This window comes from Moraxella bovis (genome assembly GCF_025985205.1).
GTDB lineage: Bacteria > Pseudomonadota > Gammaproteobacteria > Pseudomonadales > Moraxellaceae > Moraxella > Moraxella bovis.
Genome location: NZ_CP087840.1, coordinates 868,184 through 891,677 on the forward strand (window position 1 = coordinate 868,184; position 23,494 = coordinate 891,677).

A 23,494-nucleotide genomic window follows, 5' to 3' on the forward strand; every position below is an offset into this window, starting at 1 on the left:
TGGCACAAAAGAACAGCAAAAAACTCCTAATTATAGCATATTTTCAAAGGTATATTTAATTTTTGGCAACTAAAATGATGGTTTAAACAAATTGGTAATTTTTAGATGCAAAATTATTTAAAAGCTCACCGATTAAAAGCTTACCAAGACAATTAAAATTTGAATAATTTATTAAAAATATATTTAGATAAAATTAACTATAAATACTAAATTTGCTTGATTTTTAATCAATTTATGTAAAATTTTTTTAGTGCGATTGCTCTGGATGATGTTAGATAAGCCATTGCAATTTTTGATAAATTGGTTATAATATATCAATTTTATTGGGAGATGCATGATGGCTAAAAAATTACTTGTTGTCAGTCTTATTGCCACGCTTACTCTGACCGCTTGCCAAAAAGCCGAAGAAACCCCTGCCGAACCAAAAGCAGAGACCACCACCCCTGCCGAACAAACCGCCACGCATGACCACGCTCATGGCGAGCATGACCACGAACACAAAGATGGCGAACATAGTCATGACCACGATGACCACAAACATGGTGAACACGCTCACGACCACAGCCACGACCATGCTCATGATAATGGACATCACCACCATGCCGATGGCGACGAATACCAATGTGGCGACAAAACCGTCCACATCGCCGTCCACAACCACGAAGGTGAAATCGAAGCTCACCTAACCACCGATGACATCACTTATGACCTAGCCCAAGACGTGCAAACCAAAGGACGCTTTACTTCTGATGATAGCATTGCTGGCGACGACAAGGGCATGGCATTAACCATTGATGGCGATAAAGCCAAAATCACCACGCTAGATGATACCGTCATTGTTGAATGCACCAAAGCAAGCTAAAACCGTTAAGGTGTTTAAAACAAAAGACCTGAATCACCATCAGGTCTTTTTTATGGCTATTTATCAGGCATATAAATCAGACATCAATCCATGACAGACAAGAACAAACACGCTTAAACCTAAAACTGATAATACCGCTCCAAGGCAGGGACGATTTGCTTTTTACGGCTGACCACGCCTGCCAAGGCAAAGACCTTATCATCACAGTTCGCCCCGAATGCCTTGGAGATAATCGCATTTTGGGCAGGGTCATGGGCGAGTGCATAGCCCATTTGCTCCTTGATGTCCACCACCGCAATCATAAGATAATCCACGCCTTTTTCTGCCTGAATGAGTTTGGCAGTGGCTGTTAGCTCATCGATTCTGGCAAATATCTGACTGGGGGCGATCGTCTCAATCCCTGCAATGCCCCACCTCGTCGCTCCAAGCTCATAGCTTTTATAATCCATCAGCAAAATATCACGGGCGGACAGATGACTGACATCACTTTTGGCAGAAAACATCTCATCTGCCAGTTTATCCTTATCCGCCACGTTCATCTGACACAGCTCACAAAGCTTTTGCACCACGATACGGTCATCATCGGTCGTCGTGGGACTGCTAAGATTTAGCGTATCCGAGATGATGGCACAGAGCATGAGCCACGCCATGCTTGCGGTGATGTCCACGCCCTTTTGGGTAAACATCTCATACAAAATGGTGCAAGTACAGCCCACAGGATGGATACGCACATAGGCAGGGGTGAGCGTGGTCAGTCCGAGCTTATGATGGTCGATGACGTAGCGGATATCAAACTCCGCCAAACCCTTGATGGACTGGGTAGGTTCGTTATGGTCGGTCAATGCCACTTTATTACCCCGCCCCACAATGTCGGTCGGGCGACTGGCGTCTAGATACGGCAGGAGCTTGGTGGGCAACTCATCATTGGGGTAACGCTCAAACCAACGGGCAAGCACAAATGCCGTTTCAAGGTTCGGCTCGCCCAGACGGTATGCCTGTGCTGATATGCCTTGGGCATTTAGCCAATGGGCAAACGCAAATGCCGAGACAAAAGCGTCCGTGTCGGGGGATGTATGTCCAAAAACGTGGTGCATGGGGTTCCTTAATGGTGCTTGATAAAGATGTTTAAAAAGACGCTCAAAGAATACATCTAACAAACTTGATACTTACCACAGGTTTGTAGAGACTGGCTCTGCACGTCCTTTAATGCTATCAGTTTTATAGGCGTGTACAGCACGCCCCTACACCCAAACATCATTGCATTTGTAGCAATTTTAAGTTTCTTGGGTATATTAAAAACCAACAAAACCTTCTTTGTAATCATCTTATTTCTGTGGCGTTTTGGTAAACCTGTTCAGCTCATAGCCGTTTTGCTTGGCAATACCCAGATACCGCTCATAAGTGGCATCGTCCAGCGTGGGCGTGCGAGACAGCACCCACAGATATTTATGGTTGGGCGTGCCGACTAGGGCGGATGTGTAGCGTCCGCTTGTGTCTTGGTCGCTTGCCAGCACCCAATAATTGGCTTTGCCGATGGGTAATTTTTTTAGAAAACTGGGCAAAAAGCTCACTCGCAGTTTGGTATTGGTCTCATCGGTGGCGTACGCTTCGCCATTGACCGATGTCATGCCATCTTTGGTGGCACAGGCGTTTAGGACGTTGATTTTGCCGTTGTCTTTTAGGCTGTATGTGGCGGTGACGTTATGGGTGCATTTGTCTTGAAATGACATGGGCAAGCGTCCGATTTCATACCATCTACCCAGATAGTCATCAAGGCGAATTTGGCTGACGGTTGTCGGTGCTGTGCCGTTTGTGGGCGTGGCAGTACAGGCACTCAGGGCGGACAAGGCGATGACACTAAAAAGTAAGGATTTGGCAGGTTTGACGTAAGACATAATTTTTCCTTTAACACTTTAATAAATAATGTTTATTAAATTATTGTAGCACACTCCTGTTGTTTGGTCGCTGTTGTTTTGTTGTGATTTGTTCGCCACTTTTCACCCATCATCATTTTAACCCATCGTAAAGCCGTGAAACATCGCCAAGAACAAATCTCATTTAAAATCAAAACAATGTTTTACATCCAAAAACATCATCACAACCTTCTGATTTTTATTATATTTTTAAAAATTCTCTACCATCTCTCCATCTTTTCCCCAAAATCTGTGGATAAGCCTGTGGATAACTTTAAAATTTGGGGCGTTATGCCATGATTAATCGGCAATGGCAGTTGATTGTATAAAATTTATACAGTTTTTTGTCAAATTTTTTCTATTTAAAATCAATAAGTTATGTCATAAATTTTTGGCAAATGTTCCAATATGACAATCATGTTTCACGCTCATGACATGATGACCGCCCTGTGGATAAAATAAAAACGGCAAACATGATATTTACCGTTTTTAAATATTTATCCAAGGCAGGCGTTGGGCGAATATTTAAAGGATTGATTTTGGCAAAATAGACAAAACTGTGGTAGAATTAGCCGTTTTATTTTTACCCTATTGTTTACCATTTATTTTGTTAAATTTTAATTTTGTCAATTAGCCAATCGCCTAGCCCATTGCCAAACCCCAACAAGTGATGATTTATGTTTAATTCCATCTGGCAAGCCCTAGCTGAACACCCCGAATTTATCGCCATGCTCACCATTCCGCCCGTTACGGCTTTTGTAACGTGGGCTCATGTGTGGATGGCGTTAGAGATGTTATTTCACCCCATTAAGTTTTGGGGTATTCGTGTGCGTGGTATGCCGTGGGGCTTGCAGGGCTTAGGCTGGCAAGGCATTGTCCCTGCCAAAGCAGGCAAAATCTCTGGGGTCATCGTTGATCAGACCTTATCCAAACTTGGTAACATCGATGAGTTTTTGCAGGCGATGGAGCCTGAGGAGATGGCACAGTTCATCACCGAGACAGTGGATAAGAATTTAGAGAGTCTCATTGATGAGATTATGCTCGAACGCTACTACGCTCTGTGGACGCATACCCCGTACGCCATCAGACGGCGGATTTATGCTCATGCACACAGTGAGATGCCAGCGGTGATGAAGTCCTTAGTCATTGACCTGACTGCCAATGTCGAGGAGCTGGTGGACATGCGGGCGATGATTGTCAAACGCATGGAGAGCGACCGCAAACTCATGGTAGACATGTTTTTGCGAGTGGGTAAAAAAGAGATTAACTTCATCTGGAAAATCAGTGCCGTGATTGGCTTTGGTTTTGGGATTATTCAGATGGGGATTTTTTATTTTGTGCCACAGCATTGGACGGTGCCGTTTTTTGCGGCGATTTGGGGGGCATTAACCAACTGGATTGCCATTTGGATGGTGTTTAACCCTGTCGAGCCCAAAAAAGTCCCCTTTATCCGCCTGTTCCGCTATGACAATGGTCGGGTCAAGCCCATGTTGCCCCATTTTCATGTTTATGACTGGCAGGGCGGTTTTATGAAACGCCAAGATGAAGTGTCCAGCGTGTTTGCTGAGATTGTCGTAAATGAGCTGGTTACTTTAGAGAACATCATGAGCGAGATGATGTATGGCACTCGCTCGGCAAAAACCCGTGAACTCATGAAATCGCACTTATATGAGCTGTTAGAGTCGCCTGTGGTTAAATCCATTTTAAAAGTGGGTATGGATAACAAAGAGCTAAGTGCCTTTAAAGACACCATTATTGACAAATCCATTGATGCGACGATGATACCCATTAGAGACCCCAAACTTAACACATCTCGGGCAAGCAAAATCTTTGGGCTGTTTGAATCTCGTATTCGAGAACTCTCGCCTCATGAATTTCAAAACCTGCTAAGACCTGCCTTTAAAGAAGATGAGATGACATTGGTGATTTTGGGGGCGATAACGGGGCTGTTGGCAGGGTGGTTACATTTGATTGCGGTGTTTTTTTGAGTGGCTTGAATATTTATTTTAAATTTAAAATAAAGGCTCTGGTTCAAAAAGTATGTTACAAAGAAAACCGTTCGTGGCGAGCTTGGGAAACCTAACGGTTTTCCTACCCGCAGGCAGGCTCAGGGCGAACGGAAAACTAGTTCAGCATACTTTTTAGACTACTACCAAAATAAATTACTGCCAAGCTTGATTGTTATGGCATTAAATGGTGCATGGCATGCACTCTGCCATTTACATTCTACAAAATGAAAAAGTACCACGGTTTCCGTTCGTGGTGAGCCTGTCGAACCATGACGGAAACCAACCCTTCGACAAGCTCAGGGCGAACGGTTTCCGTAGTAAAATTCAATTTTGTTGGCTGTATCTATTTATAAAATTCAAATGGCTAAATTTATTTTTTAAAAAATTATCTTATAAATTTTAAATATCATTAATATGATGATTTATTTTAAAATTCATTTTTAAACAAATTTTTATCAATTTTATTTTTAAAAATTAATAAAAACAAAACCCAAATAGCCGTCGCTAACTTGATGAGAATGTCTTTATGCTAATCACCGAACTGGGGTATTTCGCCTTACTGCTTGCGTTGGTGCTTGCGATACTACAAACCGTCCTGCCTGCACTGGGCGTGATAAAACATCAGACCGCTTGGCAACGCCTTGCCCCAAGCCTTGCCGTGGCAGGGTTTTTGGCGATGCTGGTGTCCTTTGTGGCACTCATGGCAGGGTTTTTGTACAACGATTTTAGTTTGGTGTATGTGGCAGGGCATTCTAACAGCCTGCTCCCGTGGTACTATAAGCTATCAGCGACATGGGGCGGACATGAAGGCTCGCTACTGCTGTGGCTGACGATACTGGCGACGTGGTGTATGCTTGTGGCGGTGTGTAGCCGTGGGCTACCGCTGGACATGCGAGCCAGAGTGCTGTCGGTGCTTGGTGGGGTGCAAGTGATGATGCTTGCCATGCTGACCTTTACTTCAAATCCCTTTGTGCGGACACTGCCAAATCTGCCTGTGGACGGGGCGGATTTGAACCCACTGCTCCAAGACCCCGGACTTATTTTTCATCCGCCCATGCTGTACATGGGTTATGTGGGGCTTGCCGTGCCATTTGCCTTTTGTATGGCAAGCCTGTGGGCGGGTCGGCTTGATGCGGTGTGGACACGGTGGTCTCGTCCGTGGACGGTGGCGGCGTGGGTGTTTTTGACCTTAGGGATTGCCATTGGGTCGTGGTGGGCGTATTATGAGCTCGGTTGGGGTGGTTGGTGGTTTTGGGACCCTGTGGAGAATGCGTCCTTGATGCCGTGGCTTGCCAGTACTGCTCTCATGCACTCGCTTGCCGTTACCGAAAAACGTGGCGTATTCAAGGCGTGGACGATTATGCTTGCCATTTTTGGCTTTGCTCTGTCGCTCTTGGGGACGTTTTTGGTGCGTTCGGGTGTGATCACCTCTGTGCATTCGTTCGCCGCTGACCCGACTCGTGGGATGGCGATTTTAGCGATTTTAGGGGTGGTCATTGGCGGGGGCTTATTGATGTTTGCTCTGCGTGGTTGGCGTTTGACCGTGGAGAGTTTTTATCAGTTAAAATCCCGTGAGACCATACTGGTTATTAATAACATCATTCTGCTAGTGGCGACACTGGTGGTGCTGTTAGGCACGCTGTATCCGATTATCGCTGATGCCTTTAAACTCGGTCAAGTCTCGGTGGGCTCGCCGTATTTTAATGCGTTGTTTGTGCCATTATCATGGGTGTTACTTGCCTTTATGGGGGTGGGGGCGACCATGCGGTATAAATACGACAGCCGTCCCATGCTAAAAGTACTTATGATGACGGTAGTGTGTAGCTTGCTACTGGGTGTGGTGGGTTGGTATATGATAAACCTACTGGGTGAGAATACGCCCTTTGACCATACCATTTATATCACGGCAAGTCTGTCGGCGTGGGTGCTACTGTTTATCGGGCTTGATATTAAGGATAAGACTCGCCATGCCAAGGGGTTTACCAATGGACTGCGTAAACTTAGCCCAAGCTATTATGGCATGCAAATCGCCCATATCGGTGTGCTGGTCACCGCACTGGGCGTGGCAGGCGTGAGTGCGTTAAGCATGGAAAAAGACGTGGCGATGACGGTGGGTGATAGCATGCATGTGCAGGGTTATGATTTTTATCTACAAGATTTTGACCTAGTGCAAGGCTCCAACTACGATGCCACACGGGCGACCATACAAGTCAAAGCAGATGGCAGGCTCATTACCACGCTCTATCCTGAAAAGCGAAACTATGTCGTCTCGATGATGCCGATGACCGAAGTGGGACTGCGAGCGAGCCTGTTTAATGAGCTGTATGTCGCCCTAGGCGAGCCGATTGTCAAAGACGGTAAGGTGGATAATAACACTTGGGCGGTACGTGTACACGTCAAGCCCATGGTGCGTTGGCTATGGCTTGGCTCTATCATCATGGCGTTGGGTGGGTTTATTGCCATGCTTGATAAACGCTATCGCATGAAAAAAGTCAAGGCGGATTTGGCAAAGAGCAAGCCAAGCCCAACAACGGTTAATCAAGACAATGGCAAAAATAACAGCAAAGATAATGGCAAGGTTATCAAAGATGGTGAAAAAGTTGTCAAAGATGATGAAAGCATTAGCAAAGATAACAACAAAGACAGCCAAACCACAAAAGCTAATGACAATGCAGGGGAGATGACACCATGAACCGCACTCAAAAACGCATGATGATTTTTTTGATTCCCTTTATCATCTTTGCCTTGCTCATGGTGATGTTTTTTAACCGTTTGGGTAAGCCAGCAGACATCGTGGTTACTACAAGCATGAATAAGCCCTTGCCAGCGTTTAGCCTGCCCTTATTATCCGACCCCAATCGGATAATGACCAATGACAATTTGCCAAAAACGCCATTTTTAATGAACGTGTGGGGGTCATGGTGTCCGACTTGTAAGGTGGAACACCCCTTTTTAATGGAGCTACACGCCCAAGGCGTGCCAATGGTGGGCATGAATTACAAAGATGAGCTTGCCGATGCGTTGGGGTATTTGAACCAATACAAAGACCCGTTTTTGTACTCGGTGCAGGATTTGGACGGTAGATATGGGCTAAGTCTAGGACTGACAGGAGCACCCGAGACGTTCGTGGTGGACGGCAACGGCGTGGTCTATAAGCACATCACAGGCGAGATACACGAAGGCAACTGGACGGCAAGTATCAAACCATGCATGGACGCCCTAGCCAATCCCCAAGCGAACCAAACCCAAAGAACACAGGCGTGCCAATGATGAAATTTTATTTAAAACACACCTTATCCATACTGGCAGTGGTCGGGACTTTGATGATAAGTACGGCAAGTTTTGGGGCGATTGAGATTTATGAATTTAAAAGTGCCGAAGACGAAGCCCGTTATAAGGCACTCATCGAAGAGTTACGTTGCCCCAAATGCCAAAACCAAAACTTAGCAGGGTCGGACGCTCCGATTGCGGTGGATTTAAAAAACCAAACCTATCAGATGATACAGGATGGCAGGAGTGATGCCGAGATTCGTCAGTTTATGTTTGATAGCTATGGCGATTTTATCAGTTATAAACCGCCTGTACGTCCGTCCACGTGGATTTTGTGGTTTTTTCCGCCCATTTTGTTGGTGGTGTTTATCTTAGGCTGGGTTTATAAAGCCAAAAAAGGGCGGACGGTGGCGGTCGATGAAGTCAATGCCTTATCCAAAGCCGAAGAAGAGCGAGTTGCTCAGATTTTAGCCAAACATCAAAGCCCCAAATCAGAGCAAGCCCAACATTCTAATGCTCAAAATTCCCAAAATTCCCACACCCAAACCGATAAGGATACGCCATGACCCCCACGCTGTTCTTGTTTTTTAGTTTAGCCGTACTGCTGTGCGTGGTATTGGCATTGGTGGTGATTTATCCGTGGCTTAAAGGACAAAAGGCGGTGGATAATCAGCTCATGGCGGTCAATGTGGCGGTGTTTGGCGAGCGGATTGCCGAGCTACAAGCGGACAAAGAAGCAGGGCGGATTGATGATGCGACTTTTCAGGCAGGCGAGATTGAACTCAAACGCCAACTGCTAGACGCCCAAACCCATGCCGAGACCTATGCTCCTGTGGGTATCAAAAGCCGTGCCATTGTCATGGTGTGGATACCTGTGCTGGCAGGGCTTGCTTATCTGACAACTGCTGACCGCACGTCTGTGTTTAAGCTATGGCAAGCCCAAGACAGCGTGGGACAAGTGGCAGACGATTTGCTAACAGGCAAGATGGACACGCCCCCCGAGTGGGCGACCGCCGATAGCACCGCACTCATTAGTGCCATGCAGACCAACGTTCATCATCACGCCCATGACCCCAACCGCTGGATGCGACTGTCCGAGCTGTTCATGGCACTAGAAGCCACGCCCCAAGCCTTAGAAGCCTTAGCTCGTGCTTATCGTCTTGACCAGAGCAATGATGAGATTGCCATTACTTATGCTCAGACCAGCTTTTTTGCCAATAATGGCGTGCTAGATGCGACCGCTCGTGATGTCCTGCATGGCATACTCTCAAACACCCCAGACCATGAAGGGGCGATGATGATGATGGCGATGGGCGAGACACGTGCCAATAACTTTGCGATGGCAAAGGCATGGGTTGCCAAACTGCGTGAGAGTATCACCAGTAAGGGTGGTGCGGACAGGCAGTTGGCGTTGGCAAGCCTAGATGAGCTGATGGCGACCATTCACGCCCAAGAAGCCAAAGCGATGGCAGGGGTCAATGTCCATGTGAGTGTGGCAAGCAGTCTGCTCCCCCAAATCGATGAGAATGCCGTGCTGTTCGTCTCTATCTCGGACGTGGCAGGCGGTGCTCCTTATGCGGTCAAACGCTTATCGGTGCGTGAGTTAGTGCAGGGAGTAACGGTGTCGCTTAGTGATTTGGATGCGATGATGCCCGAGCGTACCTTGACGGCAGGGCGTGAAGCAGGGGTTAGCCTTGCAGTCAATGCCCGTATCAGCCACAGTGGTGGGGCGGTCAGCGAATCGGGCGACTTGATGGCGAACCCTGTGATATTACAAAAAGGGCAAAATACGGTCAATTTGGAAATCTCACAAATCGTGCCGTAAAATGCAAATACCACTTGAACAATAGGGCAATGTGGTTTATAGTGTTATTTTATCTCAGATTCATTGGAGCGTACTCATGCGTATTATTTTATTAGGTCCCCCAGGGGCAGGCAAAGGCACACAAGCTCAGTTCATTTCAAAGGAATTTAACATTCCCCAAATTTCCACAGGCGACATGCTTCGCTCTGCCATTAAAAACGGCACGAAACTTGGCAAGCTTGCCAAAAGCGTGATGGATAGAGGTCAGTTGGTCTCTGATGAGCTTATCATTAATCTGGTCAAAGACCGCCTAGCCGAGCCTGATTGTGCTAATGGCTGTATTTTTGACGGTTTTCCACGCACCATTGCCCAAGCCGAAGCACTGGCAAATGCAGGCGTGGACATTGATTATGTTATTGAGATTAGCGTGCCTGATGATGAGATTGTCAGCCGTATGTCAGGTCGCAGAGCCCATTTGCCATCAGGTCGTACTTATCACATCATTCACAATCCGCCAAAAGTGGACGGAAAAGATGACGTAACGGGCGAAGAGTTGGTACAGCGTGATGACGACAAAGAAGAAGTCGTCAGAGACCGCCTGTCAGTCTATCACACCCAAACTGCCACGCTCGTGGGTCATTATCAAGCGGTGGCTCAGTCGGGCGAGCATGCTCCGTCTTATCATCAGTTTGACGGCATCCAAGCCATTGATACGGTCAAAGAGCAGATTTTTGCGGTGTTAAAAGGTTAATTTCATTAATTAGTAGGGCGTGCCTGCCATTGATAACATTTTATAAAATAAGATGAAAATTTAACGTTTTTATCGATTTTTGCATGAAAAATGGCTATCCGACCACTTAACTGTGTAAATTTTAAGATTTTTTACTTAATTTTTAAAATTAAGTGGTCGGATTGTGGCTCGAAGGCGAAAACTTGCTTGATGGAATAACTATCAGTCTCCAGTTTTTCTTTGAAAAACGGGCGATTTCCCTGCTTTTTTAACAGGCATTTTTCATTGCAAATACCAAAGGCAGGCACGCCCTAAAAGCACGTCCAATGGGGCGTATTTTTTATGCTTAATTTATTTAACATAATCCTAAAATATTTACAAGGTGGTTTTTATATTATCATTTAAAGTCAAAACACACCCATTAGCGGTAGGGCGTAATACGCACCATTTAATCAGCTAAATAGAATGATATTTTAAAGCCCCAAAAAATCCACCACAAATTCGCTATTAGGACGGGCAAATAGCTCATCAGGCTTGCCCAGTTGCTCCACCATACCATGATTCATAATGACAATGGTGTCCGACACGGCAACCGCTTCTTCTTGGTCGTGCGTTACCATGATGGACGTGATGCCAATGTCCTTTTGGATTTGGCGTAGAGACGTGCGTAGCTCTTTACGCACTTTGGCGTCCAGCGCCCCAAACGGCTCATCAAGAAGAAGTAGCTTGGGGTTTGTGGCAATCGCCCGAGCCAATGCCACACGCTGACGCTGACCGCCCGACAGCTCATGCGGATAGCGGTCTTTGGTGCGGGGAAGTTGAATCAAATCAAGAAGCTGTGTCACTCGCTTATCAATCTCGCCCCCTGTGGGACGTTGGTGTTTGGGCAGTAGCTCTAAGCCAAAAGCGATGTTTTGGGCGACTGTTTTGTGGCGAAATAGGGCATAGTTTTGAAAAACAAAGCCTATCCCACGCTGTTGCACGGGCGTGTCGGTTACGTCCGTGCCGTCAAAATAAATCCGCCCTGTGTCGGACGTCTCTAACCCTGCAATAATCCGCAGTAAGGTGGTTTTACCACAGCCTGATGGTCCAAGTAGCGTGGCAAGTTCGCCAGAATTGACCGAAAAACTTACGTCATTTAAGGCGGTAAATTCGCCAAAGCGTTTATGAATGTTTTTAATATCAATGCTCATGGTGGTATCCGTGTTGATGATGAATTGATTTTACAAGTTAAAAATATTTGATAAATGGTAATTGGTTTACCTAAATTTTAATTAAAAATCCAATTTAACCAAATTTAAAAACTTAACTTCGCCCAATCTTTTTACGACTCATTACATTTTGCACCCCAAGGGTAACAAGAGCAAGCAAGGCAAGCAGGCTTGACAGGGCAAAAGCGGCGGTAAAGGCATATTCGTTATAGGCAATCTCAATGAGTAGTGGCATGGTGTTAGTCTCGCCTCGAATATGCCCCGACACCACCGACACCGCCCCAAACTCGCCCATTGCCCGAGCGTTGGTTAGGATAATGCCGTAGAGCAACGCCCATTTGATATTAGGTAGGGTAACGTGCCAAAACATCTGCCAGCCGTTCGCCCCAAGCGTGAGACTTGCTTCCTCCTCGCTGTCGCCAATGGACTGCATGAGCGGAATAATTTCTCGGGCGATAAAGGGAAAGGTTACAAACAGCGTGGCAAGCACAATGCCTGTGGTGGCAAAGATAATTTTTATGCCTAGGCTTTCAAAAAACGAGCCGATGAGCGTATTTGCCCCAAATAGCAAGACAAACATCAAACCTGCCACGACAGGCGACACCGCAAAGGGCAAGTCTAGCAAGGTGGTGATGATAAATTTGCCCCGAAATTTGTGCCGAGTAATCAGGTATGCTAACGCTACGCCAATCACGGTATTGATAGGCAGGACAATGGCGGTGGTGATTAAGGTGAGCTTAATGGCGTGCAATGCGTCAGGGTCGGTAAGGGCGGACAGATAGGCACTCACGCCGTCTTTTAGGGCTTCATAAAACACGGCAATAAGTGGCACAACGAGCATGACCGCCATAAACGACACCGCCAAAGTGATGAGCGTGTATTTGACCCATGCAGGGTCTTTGGTGGCGGGGTGGTTTTGGTAGTCGTAGGTGGATTGGGTTGCCATGTTGTTTCCGTGTTGGGTTTGGGTTTAAATGGGTTTTAAAAATTGGGTAAATGCAAAATAATAATTTACTTTTTGCAATTTGCAATTTTCAATTATGACTAAATAAATACATATTTTAAATTGGACGTGTAGGGGCAATTTATTCGCCCAAGATAATAAATTTCTCCAAAATTTAATTAACCATTTTTAAAAAAATAATTAAATTACCATGTGTTTTATATTAAATTTATCTTTAACAATAAATTCATTTTAATTCGTTTTTGCCCCAAGCCGTGCCGAGAGTTTCCATTGGAAAAAGTTAATGGCAAACAAAACAACCAGCGACACAAGGAGCATAAACAACGCCACGCAGGACGCACCCGCCACGTCAAATTGCTCCAATTTTGAGACGATGATAAGCGGTAGGATTTCTGACTGCATGGGAATGTTGCCTGCGATAAAAATCACCGACCCATACTCGCCTGTGGCACGGGCAAACATCATACCCGAACCGATGAGCATGGCAGGAGCAATCTCGGGCAGAATGACCTTGACAAAAGTCGTCAAACGGCTCACCCCCATGACGGCAGACGCTTCTTCAAACTCTACCGACAGCTCGGCAAGTACAGGTTGCACCGCTCGCACGATAAAAGGAAACGACACCACCACCAAAGCCAGCCAAATACCAATGGGCGTAAAGGCAATGCGAATTGGCTCGCCTGTGGTAGCCATACCAAGTTTGGCAAACACTTGTCCGAACAACCCTGTAGGGGCGTAGAGCGTGGCAAGTGAAATGCCTGTAACCGCAGTCGGCAGGGCAAAGGGCAAATCCACAAGGGCATTGATGAACGACTTGCCCCAAAAGTCATACCGCACCAGCACCCAAGCGATGAGCGTGCCAAAGATTAGGTTGGTCAAGGTCGCCAAAATCGCCATGGATAGGGATAATTTAATGGCATAAAAAACCTGTGGCTCTTTTATGGTGCTGACAATCTCGCCAAACCCCATGCCAAGCGTGGTCAAAATCATCATGACAAACGGCAAAACAACCAGTAGCGACAACGCAAACACGCTCACGCCCAGACTTAGCCCAAAAAACGGCATGATGCGTCTTTGCTTGTTGCGGACGGGGGTGACTTGTGTGATCGGTGTGGTGTGGATTGTCATGGTATCTTGTGTGTAAAAATGGTAGGCTTATTTTAAAAAGATTGGCAAAATTATGATACTGACAAAAAGGAATATGAATTTTCGGTTTTGGGATTTATGTAAAATTGGCATAAAAAAGCCCGTACATGGACGGGCTTAAGTCATAAATGCTGTTTGGGTTATTGTGCCACTTGCCCTGTCGCCCCCACCGCCAATGTGTCGTACACGCCACCTTCTTTAAAATAAGTCGTCATGATAGACTGCCAATCGCCAAAGACGTCATTGGGGAAAAAGGTCTGCATTTGGGGGAATTTGTCGGCATGCTTGGCAAGAATGTCGGGATTGCTTGGGCGTAAGAAATACTTGACCGCAAGCTCCTGCCCTTCATCGCTGTATAGGTATTCTAGGTAGGCTTTTGCCACGTCTGTCGTGCCTTTTTTGGCACTAACTGCGTCTACCACCGCCACAGGGTTTTCGGCATTGATGGTATAGCTTGGGTAGATGATTTGGATATTGCCAAATTTTTCTTTGATGACGTTGGCTTCATTTTCAAAGGTGATTAGCACGTCTCCTATCTGACGTTGGGCAAATGTCGTGGTTGCCGCTCGTCCGCCATTTTCAAAGACTTTAACGTTACCAAGTAAGCCCTTGACAAACTCATGCGTTTTGGCTTCGTCCTTATTAAAGGCGTGTAGCCCGTAGCCATACGCCCCCAAAAATGCATAGCGACCGTTGCCTGACGTTTTTGGGTTGGCGATGATAATCTCTTTGCCGTCTGTCGCCAAATCCGCCCAATCCTTTACGCCCTTAGGATTGCCGTCTCGCACGATAAAGACAATTGTACTGGTAAAGGGAATGGCGTTATTAGGCAGGTTTTGTCGCCATTTGCCGTCCACAAGCTGACCCTCGGCAAGTAGTTCCACGTCCGAGCCTTGATTCATTGTAACCACGTCCGCTTCTAGTCCATTTTTGACCGATAGGGCTTGCTTGCTTGACCCGCCATGCGACTGTTTGATATTGACCTTGATGTCAGGATTTACGCTTTGATAATGCTTGATAAAAATGGGATTATAATCCTTATAAAAATCCCGTGCCACGTCATAGGACACGTTTAACAGCTCCACTTGACCGCTTGTGTTGCCTGTTGTGGCTTTGTTGTCGGCAGTTTGGTTATCGCCCCCACAGGCGGTTAGGACAAGGGCAGATAAGGTAAGGCTTAGGGGTAAAAGGGCGGTTTTCATGAGATACTCCAAATCAAAACAAGTTAAAAAGATGAGTTATTGTAAAATATAATGCTTAAAATGATTAACATAAAAATGGGAAATCGTTATTCAGTTTGGGAATTTATGGCGGGGAAATGGGATTGAAAATATGGTAGCAGTCTAAAAAATATGCCAAACTAGATTTTCTGTTCGCTCTGAGACTGCTTGCGAGCAGGAAAACCATCGTGGGCAGGCATAGCTCACCACGAATGACTTTCTTGATAGCGTGCTTTTGAACTGGAGCTAAAAATTTATATTGTTTTATTGTATGAATATGTTAGAATTAATAGACCCCCTGCAAAACTACCCAATCCACCCAAACACGAGCTTTACCCTAAGTTCAAATCTTGCCAATGATTTACGATAGGTGGTTAAGAACATTTTAAAGGCTTAAAACTTGGCAAAGATATGTTCTACTCTCACCCGTGTTTTAGACAATAATGCGTTATAATCTTTGGCTTCTTGTACTAATGGGTATTTCTTGGTTGCTTTTAGTGGCGTAAAGGCATTAGCATGTATGTGTTTTATGCCTTGATAACCACTGTCTGCTAGGATAAACTTAGCCTTTGTTAAATTTGGGTTTGTTCGCTTAAAGAGCTTAAAGTCATGCATTTAAATGATGCTGGTGTCTACTTGTAAGATGACCTTGTGGTGATTGATGATACATTGCACCTTTGCGGTATGACGCTTTTTCTTGCCAGAATACATCAATGCTTGGTTTTTTAGAACGATTAACACGCACTTCGCTCACATCCACAATCGCAATGTCATCTTTGGTGGGTGTTTGGGTGGCAATGGCAAAGCCTTGCTTGCTTAGTGTGTCTTCAATCCAATGGCTTTTACGGATAAGTGTGCTTTCATGGATGCCAAAGTCAGCGGCTATCTGCTCATAGGTGCGATATTCTTTAAAATACTGCAAGGTTGCCGTTAAAGACTTCTCGCTCAACACCAATTAAGCGTTTAAACTTTTCATCAGATAAGTGTGTGAATGCTTCGTAGTTCATTGGGGTATTTTAGCATAGGAAGGGTTTTGCAGGAGGTCTACTTAAAACATGAAAATAATGACGCTTTTTTATAAATACATTATTTCGTTATCGTACAGTTATGAGTGCACTTATTTTAAAACCAACCCAACTATCCAATCATCACCCCATCGTCGGTATGATAACGTCTGATGGGCGTGTCATAAAGTGTGGCGAGTACTGTCTCATTCATTACCATGTCTGGCACGCCCTGAGCGACAAGCTCGCCTGCTTTTAAGGCAATAATCTCATCACTGTATCGGTAAGCATAGGTTAAATTATGTAAAACCACCACGAGACTTTTTTGTTTTTGTTTTACTAGGTTTCTTAAATATACAAACAATGCCCGCTCATGCTTGATATCTAAATGATTAGTAGGTTCGTCAAGAAGTAAAATTTGTGTGTCTTGCATCAACGCTCGTACAATCGCAAGACGTTGACGTTCTCCCCCAGACAAGCTCGTGATGCGTTTATGGGCAAAAGTGTCAAGTTCAAAACTACTTAGGAGTGCCAATGCTTTTTTAGTATCATTTTGGTTTGGTTGCTGATACCATGCTAGTTGGGGTGCAACACCAAGCAAGGCATATTCCAATGTCGTCAAAGGTAACTCAAAATATTCATGCTGCCCTACCAAAGCAATTTGACCTTCTTTAATCACGCTGTCAATCGGGCGGTTTTGACACAAAATTTTTCCACTTAATGTAGCATTGTCCGTCTGTCCCAATAAAGCACTTAACAGCGTAGATTTTCCCGCCCCATTTGCTCCAATTAGACTGACCAATTTACCTTGTGGAACCACAAGATTTGGAATGTTAAGTAAAGTTTTTTGAGCGGTTTTGATTGTCAAATTTTGCAGGGTAAAAAGTTCAGCCACGATTGCCTCTTTGATTGGTTTTGATGAAAATCCATATAAAAAACGGTGAGCCAATGAGTGCTAACACAATACCGACAGGTACATCAACAGGATAAGTCAAGAAACGTGCAACCGTATCAATAATAAGCATTGCTACTGCCCCTAGTACTCCAGAGCCTATCATGAGTCGTGTGCGAGATCCGCCCCATGCATAGGCCAGCAAATTTGGAATCATCATGCCAATAAATCCAATCACACCCGCTAATGCCACCGCCGAAGCAGTTAAAAGTGCTGCACCAATGACCGTCAAAAGGCGAATCTTACCAACATCTTGCCCCATAGAAATGGCGGTTTTTTCACCGAGCATTAGAATATCTAGCTTGCGTCCCATTGGCAATAAAATCACAAGTCCAAAACCGATTGCAACAAGCACATAGGAAAATGGCACAAAGCCCGCCTCCGCCATAGATCCAGACAGCCAATTAGTCGCCGACCGCAAAGTCAAATCATCCGACATGAACAAAACCAAACTGACCAATGCTCCACAAAATGCACTCATCACAAATCCCAAAATGAGCAACCCTACCTGACCACCACCAAACAGACGATAAAATAATAAAATCAGCCCACAAACACTCATCGCTCCCAAAAAGGCAAAAAGCGATACACCAATACCTGCCAAATCAAGACCCAGAAAAGACATCTCACCAAGACCCAACGACAAGGCAAATACCACACCCAACGCTGCACCACCAGAAGTGCCAATCAAGCTAGGGTCGGCTAAGGGATTTTGGAATAAAGCTTGTAATGCCGAACCACCCACCGATAAGCACAAGCCCACCAATAAGGCGGTCAAAATACGTGGGTAGCGAATCTGCCAAGCAATCTCATCCATTCGCAAGGGATTCTCCCAAGTGCCAAACCCCACCCCTAATGCCAAAAATATCACCAGTCCAATCAGTAAAACACCAATACTGACATCTACCCAAGAGATTAGGGGTGATTTGTTAAAAAACTTTGCCATCGTTATTAGCTTATCAAGGCGATCATTTTGCCAAAGCATGCAGTTTGCTCACGATTTCTGGACTATCAAGTCCATATCTTAAAAAGTCATTAGCAGGCCAATAATATACTTTACCTTTTTTGGCGGCAGGGTTTGCCGAAATCTCTGGGCGTTTGATAAATTCACTGATCGTTCCAAGCGTGGCTTGGTTGTGCTTAGCGATAATGATGACATCGGCTTTGGCGGCGAGCCAACCTTCACGAGAAAGTGGCTTTAATCCTTGAATGTTTACTGCATTCACACCACCTGCTCGTTTAATCAGTTCATCGCCCACCGTGCCTTTACCTGCTACAATACGTCCGTCGTAACTCAACAAATAGCGAACCTTTGTTGGTTTTTTGGTAGCCATACCCTGTTGCCATCTGCTTGATAATTTTTTTGCTTGTTGCTCTTTACCTAAATATTGACCGATTGTGGTGATCGCTTTGATATAATCCGTCGCACTCTCGGTAGGGGCAACATTAACCGCCTTGATCTTTAAACTGTTTAAGCGTTTATATAAAGTAGGTGGTTGCACCATATAACTACCAAGAACCAGATCAGGTTTTAAGGCAACAATCGGTTCAGGTGTCAGATTTCTATGTGTTCCGATAGATTTGGCATGAGCTAAGGCAGGATTTCTGTTCGTATTGTCTCGTCCCACCACTTTTTTGGCATCACCCAATGCAGTAACAATATCGCCCACATCACCACTTAATACCACGATACGCTCATAAGCATTGGCAAGGGTAGTAGTAAAAACTACCCCAACCAACAAACTCTTTACAAATAATTTCATAGCATTTCTCCTCACAATAGAATATTCTGTTTGTACCAAGCTTAGTTTTTGTACAACCCTTGATTAAAGCAAAGAACAATCCATCATAATAAACTGGTCATTTAGCTTAAATGATAAGTTAAGTATTAATATGCAAATTCTGCTGCCAGTGCTTCGGCAAAAACTTGCCAATTAGGATCTTGTTTTTGTCCTTCGGTACGTTCGCCAAAAATGGTAATGATGCTATTACCATGCTTATCAAAACCCTCTAAGGCAATCGTATAACCGTCCGAATGTGGGCGTCTGATCCACCATACACTTTCAATCATCTTATCATTGAGATGCAATGTAAATTGACTGTATTTTTTATCCATGATATTCAGCCAATGCCCTATTTTTTTGATATTCTTGATCGTACCTGCATAAATTTGCACCATACCAGTATTGCCCACAAAAATCATCAACGGTAACGCCTGTTCGCTCGCACGACTCAACAAAGACTCTAAAACTTTTGGATTTAGGCGTTTGGTGTAGTTTGAAGGAGCGTTTACATAGCTACTTTGGCGATCTAATTGATACGTGGATAAAATTTTATAAAATTGATGAATGTCAGTCATCGCCAACCAATCATGGTGAAAGTCTGCTTTTTGATTCTCATCAAGATGTTTGACCTGCCAATTACCTTGTATTTCAGGGTATAAAACCTCTATTGATGTCTTTTGAACCGTTTTAGCAAAATCGGCGGTCAGGGTTTGCCAAAGGGTGATTTTTTCATCAGTAATGGGATTTAAAAACACCTTATCTACCGCTTGCCCAAATTCATCAAAAAACGCAATTTGATAGCTGGGTTTATCGTCCGTAGCCACAATAGCAAGCATAAACTTAAAATGATTTAAAAACACTCGCAAATCTAAACCGCCTTGATTCAACGCCATTCCCATCGTTTGTCCAAGTTCCAAACCTAAAAACTGTCCTGTTTTTTCATGAACAGCAAATTCATTGCGGACAATATTTTCCACTTGACCCAATTCATGTAATCGCAACAGCATGGGACGGCAATCGCTCCCAAGATAAACGCTGTTTGGTGATGACAACAGCAATTCAAACTCACTCACACCTAGCAGTTTTGCCCCTTCAGTAGGGAAAAGCATGGGCATGTCAGCTTTTTTGGCTTGATAAGTTTGCCAAAGCGTGGTATTTTTTTGAAAAGGCTCCAAAGTGATGCTTGCCACTTTTGGGGCGGTGCTGTTTAATAAAAATTTGTCGGTTTTCATCAGGTTCTCCTAGCGTTGGATAAATCCAAGGTTTAACTTTTAAGAATGAATGATAACTCACTCTCATGACTTGCTTAAAGGTAAATCTCTATTAATATCTTGACATTGATCCTCTCTTTACTTAGCGATGGCTTTTTAAATCAAATCGCACAGGAATTATAAAACTCCTGCTAGACTCTCCTCTCATAATTTCATCAGGCGGTGCAGGCAAAGGGGAAGCTCTTTGTGCAGTGGCTATTGCCTCCTTATCCAGAATGCTTTTTCCACTGCTTTTGGCAACACTTGCCGATAACACACGCCCTGTCTTGTCAATGGTAATTTTGAGCGTGGGTTTTCCACTCCATTTTTTAGAAAGTGCCTCTTCTGGATAATCAAGATTTTTTTCAATTTTGACTCGCACTTTGGCAGCCCAACTTTGTTCTAGAGCATTTGACTTGGCCTGATTGGTATTATCACTTGATGATCCTGTGTTACTGTGATTGTTTTTGCCACTTCCAACATGACTACTTGATATTTTGGAGCTATCTGCTTTATTATCCTTTTCACTGCTTTGATTACCAACACCTTGCTTGGCATTATCACTCTGTTTATTGTCATCTTTGGCATTGTCCTGTTCGGCGTTTGTCGTTTTTTGTTCTGGTTGGTTGGTTGGCTGTTCTTCTGAAAAAGAATCATGAGCTTGTATCGTCCACGTATTTTTTGCCTGGTCTGGTGTTTGATTGCCTGTGATTGGGGTTGTCTCTATTTTTGTTTTGGGTGCTGGCTTGGTTTTTTGAACCGATTGTTTGATTGGTTGTTCAACCGATTTTTTTATCGGTTTCTTTATCAAAACTGATGTCTGTTCAGGTTTTGGGTCAGATTTGGGTGGATTGGCATTATCCAATCTGGTTTGATTTGTCGGTGTTGCAGGCGTGGCTAGATTGGCAAGTTCAATCCATTCTACCTGTAAAGGAGTAACCACAGCACTTGGCAACTGTGGCACTTTTGTCCATAAAAGACCCCACACCGCTAAACTATGCCCTGCAACGACTAAGCACCACACTACCCCTTTTTGGGAGTTGGTCAATCCTTTCTCTATCATCAAAACCGATACTCTAAGCCAATTGTCGCTGTTCTACCCCTTGCGTAGTTGGTAAATAAGGTTGGTTCGCCATTGTCGTCAAGTTGGCTGTAATTGCTGTTTTGACTATTTAAAGGGTGAATATAAAGTTTATCAAAGACGTTTTCTATTCCTGCTCTCAAAGTTAAATCTTGATTAACTTGATAATGAGCAAACAAATTGGTAATGATTGGATTTTTGGGCATTTTTTGTAGCTGCTCTTCGCCTGTTAAGCTTATATAGTCAGGGTTTAAGCGAGCATTTTTACCATAGTAATTAACCTGTGCTGACAATGATAACTTGTTATTGAACGCACGAGTTCCGACTTCTGCCGTCCAATAATCGGTTGGCAAACGATCTGTACCGCCCCCTGTAAAACCAAAGTCATGATGTCCTGAATTTATATTGACAGGTTGGTCAGACTTAGCGTGAGTGTAGGATAAGTTTGCAAAATACCTGCCTGTATCATAATTTGCCATCAATTCCACGCCTTTTGATGTAACAGGTTCTAGAGAGTTAACAGAAATGGGCGCATTAAATCCGACGATATCATCATTAATGTCATTTGTTAGCTTGCCATCGGTTCTAAGGTAGAATGTTTGGGCATGAATATAATCTTTAATTTTGCTATGGAAATAGGTTGCCTTTAACCCAAAAGTATCGCTGTCCGCGAGTATTCCGTGCTTAAAAATGTTAAAACCTACTTCTTTGATATCGGCTTTTTCAGGCTTTAAGAATGGATTCATGGATCCGCCACCCTGATTGTTAAAAAACACTTCTTGAATGTTAGGCATGCGACTGGTGCGAGCATAGCTCACAAAAGGCATAAACCAATCAGTAACCTGATAGGACAGGGCGATTTTACCATTGACGTCTTTGGAGCGATTGGAAACGACTGCTTCACCGATTGGAAAACAAGGCACCTGCACACCTCCCTCCGTGCCACAAGCAGGCTTAAAGCCTTCAAATTCGGAATCAGCATAGGTCAATGATAAGTCCATTCCAAACCTGCCTTTTTCAAAGGTGTTGTCCATGTATACGCTTTTGATGGTTTGTTTGCCTGTCGGTGAGAAAGGGGTGTAATTGTAACTATCTTCATTGTCAGCAACTGCTGTGCGACTATAATCATTGGTCAAAAAGGACACACCATAACGACTCGTCAACTTACCAAAATTTCCGTCAAAGCGACTGATGTTACTTAGATCAAAATAGTTAGAGCGGTTTTTAGCGACAGCATTTTCAAGTGTTTGATACTTGGCAGTACGGTTCATAGATTGAGTTGTTGCTGTGGTATTAGCCTTAAACGCTAAATCCACAAGACGATTGTCGGGTGTAAAGTAGTAGTCTACGCCATAAGCGTTATTATTCAGCTGTCGCCCACCGATGTTGGTGCGATAATCTCGTCCTGACAAGATAAAACTGTGCATGTCGCTTGGTTGATATTCCAATTTTGCCAGATAAGATCGTGGTTTTTGCACTTTTGAAATGACATAATCGTTATGGCTAGCAAGTTTACCATCGCCTCGTTTATAATCTGTGGATTTGTTTGCACCACTGGTCGCCAGCATTATGCCAAGCGATCCTCCTGCAGATAATTCGCCTTTTACCGCTCCTGCCAACATTGCATTGTGTCCAAGTTTGTTTGTGCCGTAGGTATATTTGTTCAATACTCCCCAGTTTTTATCATCTTGGATAATATCATCAACACCTATTGTTCTAAAATTGACACTACCCATCAAAGCATTGGTGCCGTGCGAGCCACCCTGTCCGCCACGACTGATGTCTGCTCCTACCAAAAAATTGCTGTCAATGACCGCTCCAAAAGTGCTACTGGATGGCGGTGAAGTGTGAAATCCACCTTCACCTTCACTCGTCGCTGTTACTCCAAACAAGGTTTGTGGTACGCCGTCTATCATCGTATTTACTCGTCCAAAGCCTGTCATGCCCCGCACATTGACATTGAGCGTGCCTTGTGGGGTATCCATGCTGGTAAACGCCCCTGCAGTAGATCGCACTACGCTGTCAAGCCCTGTTACCGAACGGTCAATCGTCTCTTTGTCAATACTCGTAATCGCTTGGGAGGTAGTAAAGGGTTTTTTATTGATGGTTTGCTTGGCACTGATGGTAACTTCTTCTAATACCAATTCATTGTCAGCGTACGCAGTTACACAAAAAACTACTGATAGACATAAAGCAAGCTTCGTTTTTTGAAAAACAATGGGAGATGTTGACATTTTAAACTCCTAAATTTAGGTTAGGTTTATTGATTTTTGATTTACCTTAAACCGTGCTTT

At 44.4% G+C, this 23,494-nt stretch carries 17 protein-coding genes and 3 pseudogenes; 7 read left to right on the forward strand and 13 right to left on the reverse strand.

The annotated features are described in order from the left end of the window. The first annotated feature begins 337 nt into the window (after window positions 1–337). Window positions 338–862 carry a hypothetical protein gene (locus LP107_RS04380; protein WP_112742834.1) on the forward strand — a complete coding sequence of 175 codons (525 nt, stop codon included), beginning with the start codon at window positions 338–340 and terminating at the stop codon, window positions 860–862. A gap of 119 nt (window positions 863–981) precedes the next feature. Here LP107_RS04380 and LP107_RS04385 read toward each other — a convergent pair whose 3' ends face one another. Continuing rightward, window positions 982–1,956: a manganese-dependent inorganic pyrophosphatase gene (locus tag LP107_RS04385; protein ID WP_264675912.1), complete on the reverse strand. Its 975-nt coding sequence runs from the start codon at window positions 1,954–1,956 to the stop codon at window positions 982–984. A gap of 231 nt (window positions 1,957–2,187) precedes the next feature. After that, a complete protein-coding gene (locus LP107_RS04390; RefSeq protein ID WP_112742473.1) occupies window positions 2,188–2,757 on the reverse strand; it encodes a lipocalin family protein in 570 nt (189 codons plus the stop codon). A gap of 695 nt (window positions 2,758–3,452) precedes the next feature. On the opposite strand from LP107_RS04390, the gene LP107_RS04395 reads away from it, so the two are divergent. The 6 genes and pseudogenes from LP107_RS04395 (at window position 3,453) to adk (ending at window position 10,609) form a co-directional block, all read left to right on the forward strand. Further along, window positions 3,453–4,763: a DUF445 domain-containing protein gene (locus LP107_RS04395; RefSeq protein WP_078273569.1), complete on the forward strand. Its 1,311-nt coding sequence runs from the start codon at window positions 3,453–3,455 to the stop codon at window positions 4,761–4,763. A gap of 547 nt (window positions 4,764–5,310) precedes the next feature. Further along, a pseudogene (locus tag LP107_RS04400) lies at window positions 5,311–7,326 on the forward strand (heme lyase CcmF/NrfE family subunit); the annotation flags it as partial. A gap of 146 nt (window positions 7,327–7,472) precedes the next feature. Beyond that, complete coding sequence (locus LP107_RS04405) at window positions 7,473–8,054, forward strand: DsbE family thiol:disulfide interchange protein (protein WP_115369326.1); 582 nt, start codon at window positions 7,473–7,475, stop codon at window positions 8,052–8,054. Further along, window positions 8,054–8,620, forward strand: a complete 567-nt coding sequence (locus LP107_RS04410; RefSeq protein WP_112742833.1) for a cytochrome c-type biogenesis protein — start codon at window positions 8,054–8,056, stop codon at window positions 8,618–8,620. Before LP107_RS04405 ends, LP107_RS04410 begins: the two co-directional genes overlap by 1 nt. Continuing rightward, entirely contained in the window at window positions 8,617–9,879 is a 1,263-nt protein-coding gene (gene ccmI / locus LP107_RS04415; protein ID WP_112742471.1) for a c-type cytochrome biogenesis protein CcmI, read from the forward strand. Before LP107_RS04410 ends, ccmI begins: the two co-directional genes overlap by 4 nt. A gap of 76 nt (window positions 9,880–9,955) precedes the next feature. Further along, window positions 9,956–10,609, forward strand: coding sequence for an adenylate kinase (gene adk, locus LP107_RS04420; protein ID WP_112742470.1), 654 nt, complete (start codon window positions 9,956–9,958; stop codon window positions 10,607–10,609). Between the two features lie 458 nt (window positions 10,610–11,067). On the opposite strand, the pseudogene LP107_RS04425 reads toward adk, so the two are convergent. The 11 genes and pseudogenes from LP107_RS04425 to LP107_RS04475 form a co-directional block, all read right to left on the reverse strand. Further along, window positions 11,068–11,781 (reverse strand): annotated as a pseudogene (locus tag LP107_RS04425) (sulfate/molybdate ABC transporter ATP-binding protein); the annotation flags it as partial. 112 nt (window positions 11,782–11,893) lie between these two features. After that, window positions 11,894–12,745, reverse strand: coding sequence for a sulfate ABC transporter permease subunit CysW (gene cysW / locus LP107_RS04430; protein ID WP_112742468.1), 852 nt, complete (start codon window positions 12,743–12,745; stop codon window positions 11,894–11,896). Window positions 12,746–12,994: 249 nt separating this feature from the next. Beyond that, window positions 12,995–13,891 (reverse strand): sulfate ABC transporter permease subunit CysT, encoded by an 897-nt coding sequence (gene cysT, locus LP107_RS04435; RefSeq protein WP_112742467.1) that lies wholly within the window; start codon window positions 13,889–13,891, stop codon window positions 12,995–12,997. 158 nt (window positions 13,892–14,049) lie between these two features. Continuing rightward, complete coding sequence (locus LP107_RS04440; protein ID WP_264675911.1) at window positions 14,050–15,111, reverse strand: sulfate ABC transporter substrate-binding protein; 1,062 nt, start codon at window positions 15,109–15,111, stop codon at window positions 14,050–14,052. A 324-nt stretch (window positions 15,112–15,435) separates the two neighbouring features. Continuing rightward, a pseudogene (locus tag LP107_RS04445) lies at window positions 15,436–16,136 on the reverse strand (transposase family protein). Between the two features lie 130 nt (window positions 16,137–16,266). Beyond that, the gene (locus tag LP107_RS04450) at window positions 16,267–17,028 is read right to left on the reverse strand and encodes an ABC transporter ATP-binding protein (protein ID WP_112742465.1); all 762 of its coding nucleotides are present in this window, start codon (window positions 17,026–17,028) and stop codon (window positions 16,267–16,269) included. Then, complete coding sequence (locus tag LP107_RS04455; protein ID WP_112742832.1) at window positions 17,021–18,031, reverse strand: FecCD family ABC transporter permease; 1,011 nt, start codon at window positions 18,029–18,031, stop codon at window positions 17,021–17,023. The genes LP107_RS04450 and LP107_RS04455 overlap by 8 nt, the downstream gene beginning before the upstream one ends. A 22-nt stretch (window positions 18,032–18,053) precedes the next feature. After that, a complete protein-coding gene (locus LP107_RS04460; protein WP_079325380.1) occupies window positions 18,054–18,848 on the reverse strand; it encodes a heme/hemin ABC transporter substrate-binding protein in 795 nt (264 codons plus the stop codon). Between the two features lie 125 nt (window positions 18,849–18,973). Then, window positions 18,974–20,101, reverse strand: a complete 1,128-nt coding sequence (locus LP107_RS04465; RefSeq protein ID WP_112742464.1) for a ChuX/HutX family heme-like substrate-binding protein — start codon at window positions 20,099–20,101, stop codon at window positions 18,974–18,976. 121 nt (window positions 20,102–20,222) lie between these two features. Beyond that, window positions 20,223–21,182 carry an energy transducer TonB gene (locus LP107_RS04470; RefSeq protein WP_078273555.1) on the reverse strand — a complete coding sequence of 320 codons (960 nt, stop codon included), beginning with the start codon at window positions 21,180–21,182 and terminating at the stop codon, window positions 20,223–20,225. Next, a complete protein-coding gene (locus LP107_RS04475) occupies window positions 21,182–23,434 on the reverse strand; it encodes a TonB-dependent receptor domain-containing protein (protein WP_078273554.1) in 2,253 nt (750 codons plus the stop codon). Before LP107_RS04475 ends, LP107_RS04470 begins: the two co-directional genes overlap by 1 nt. Window positions 23,435–23,494: the final 60 nt, after the last annotated feature.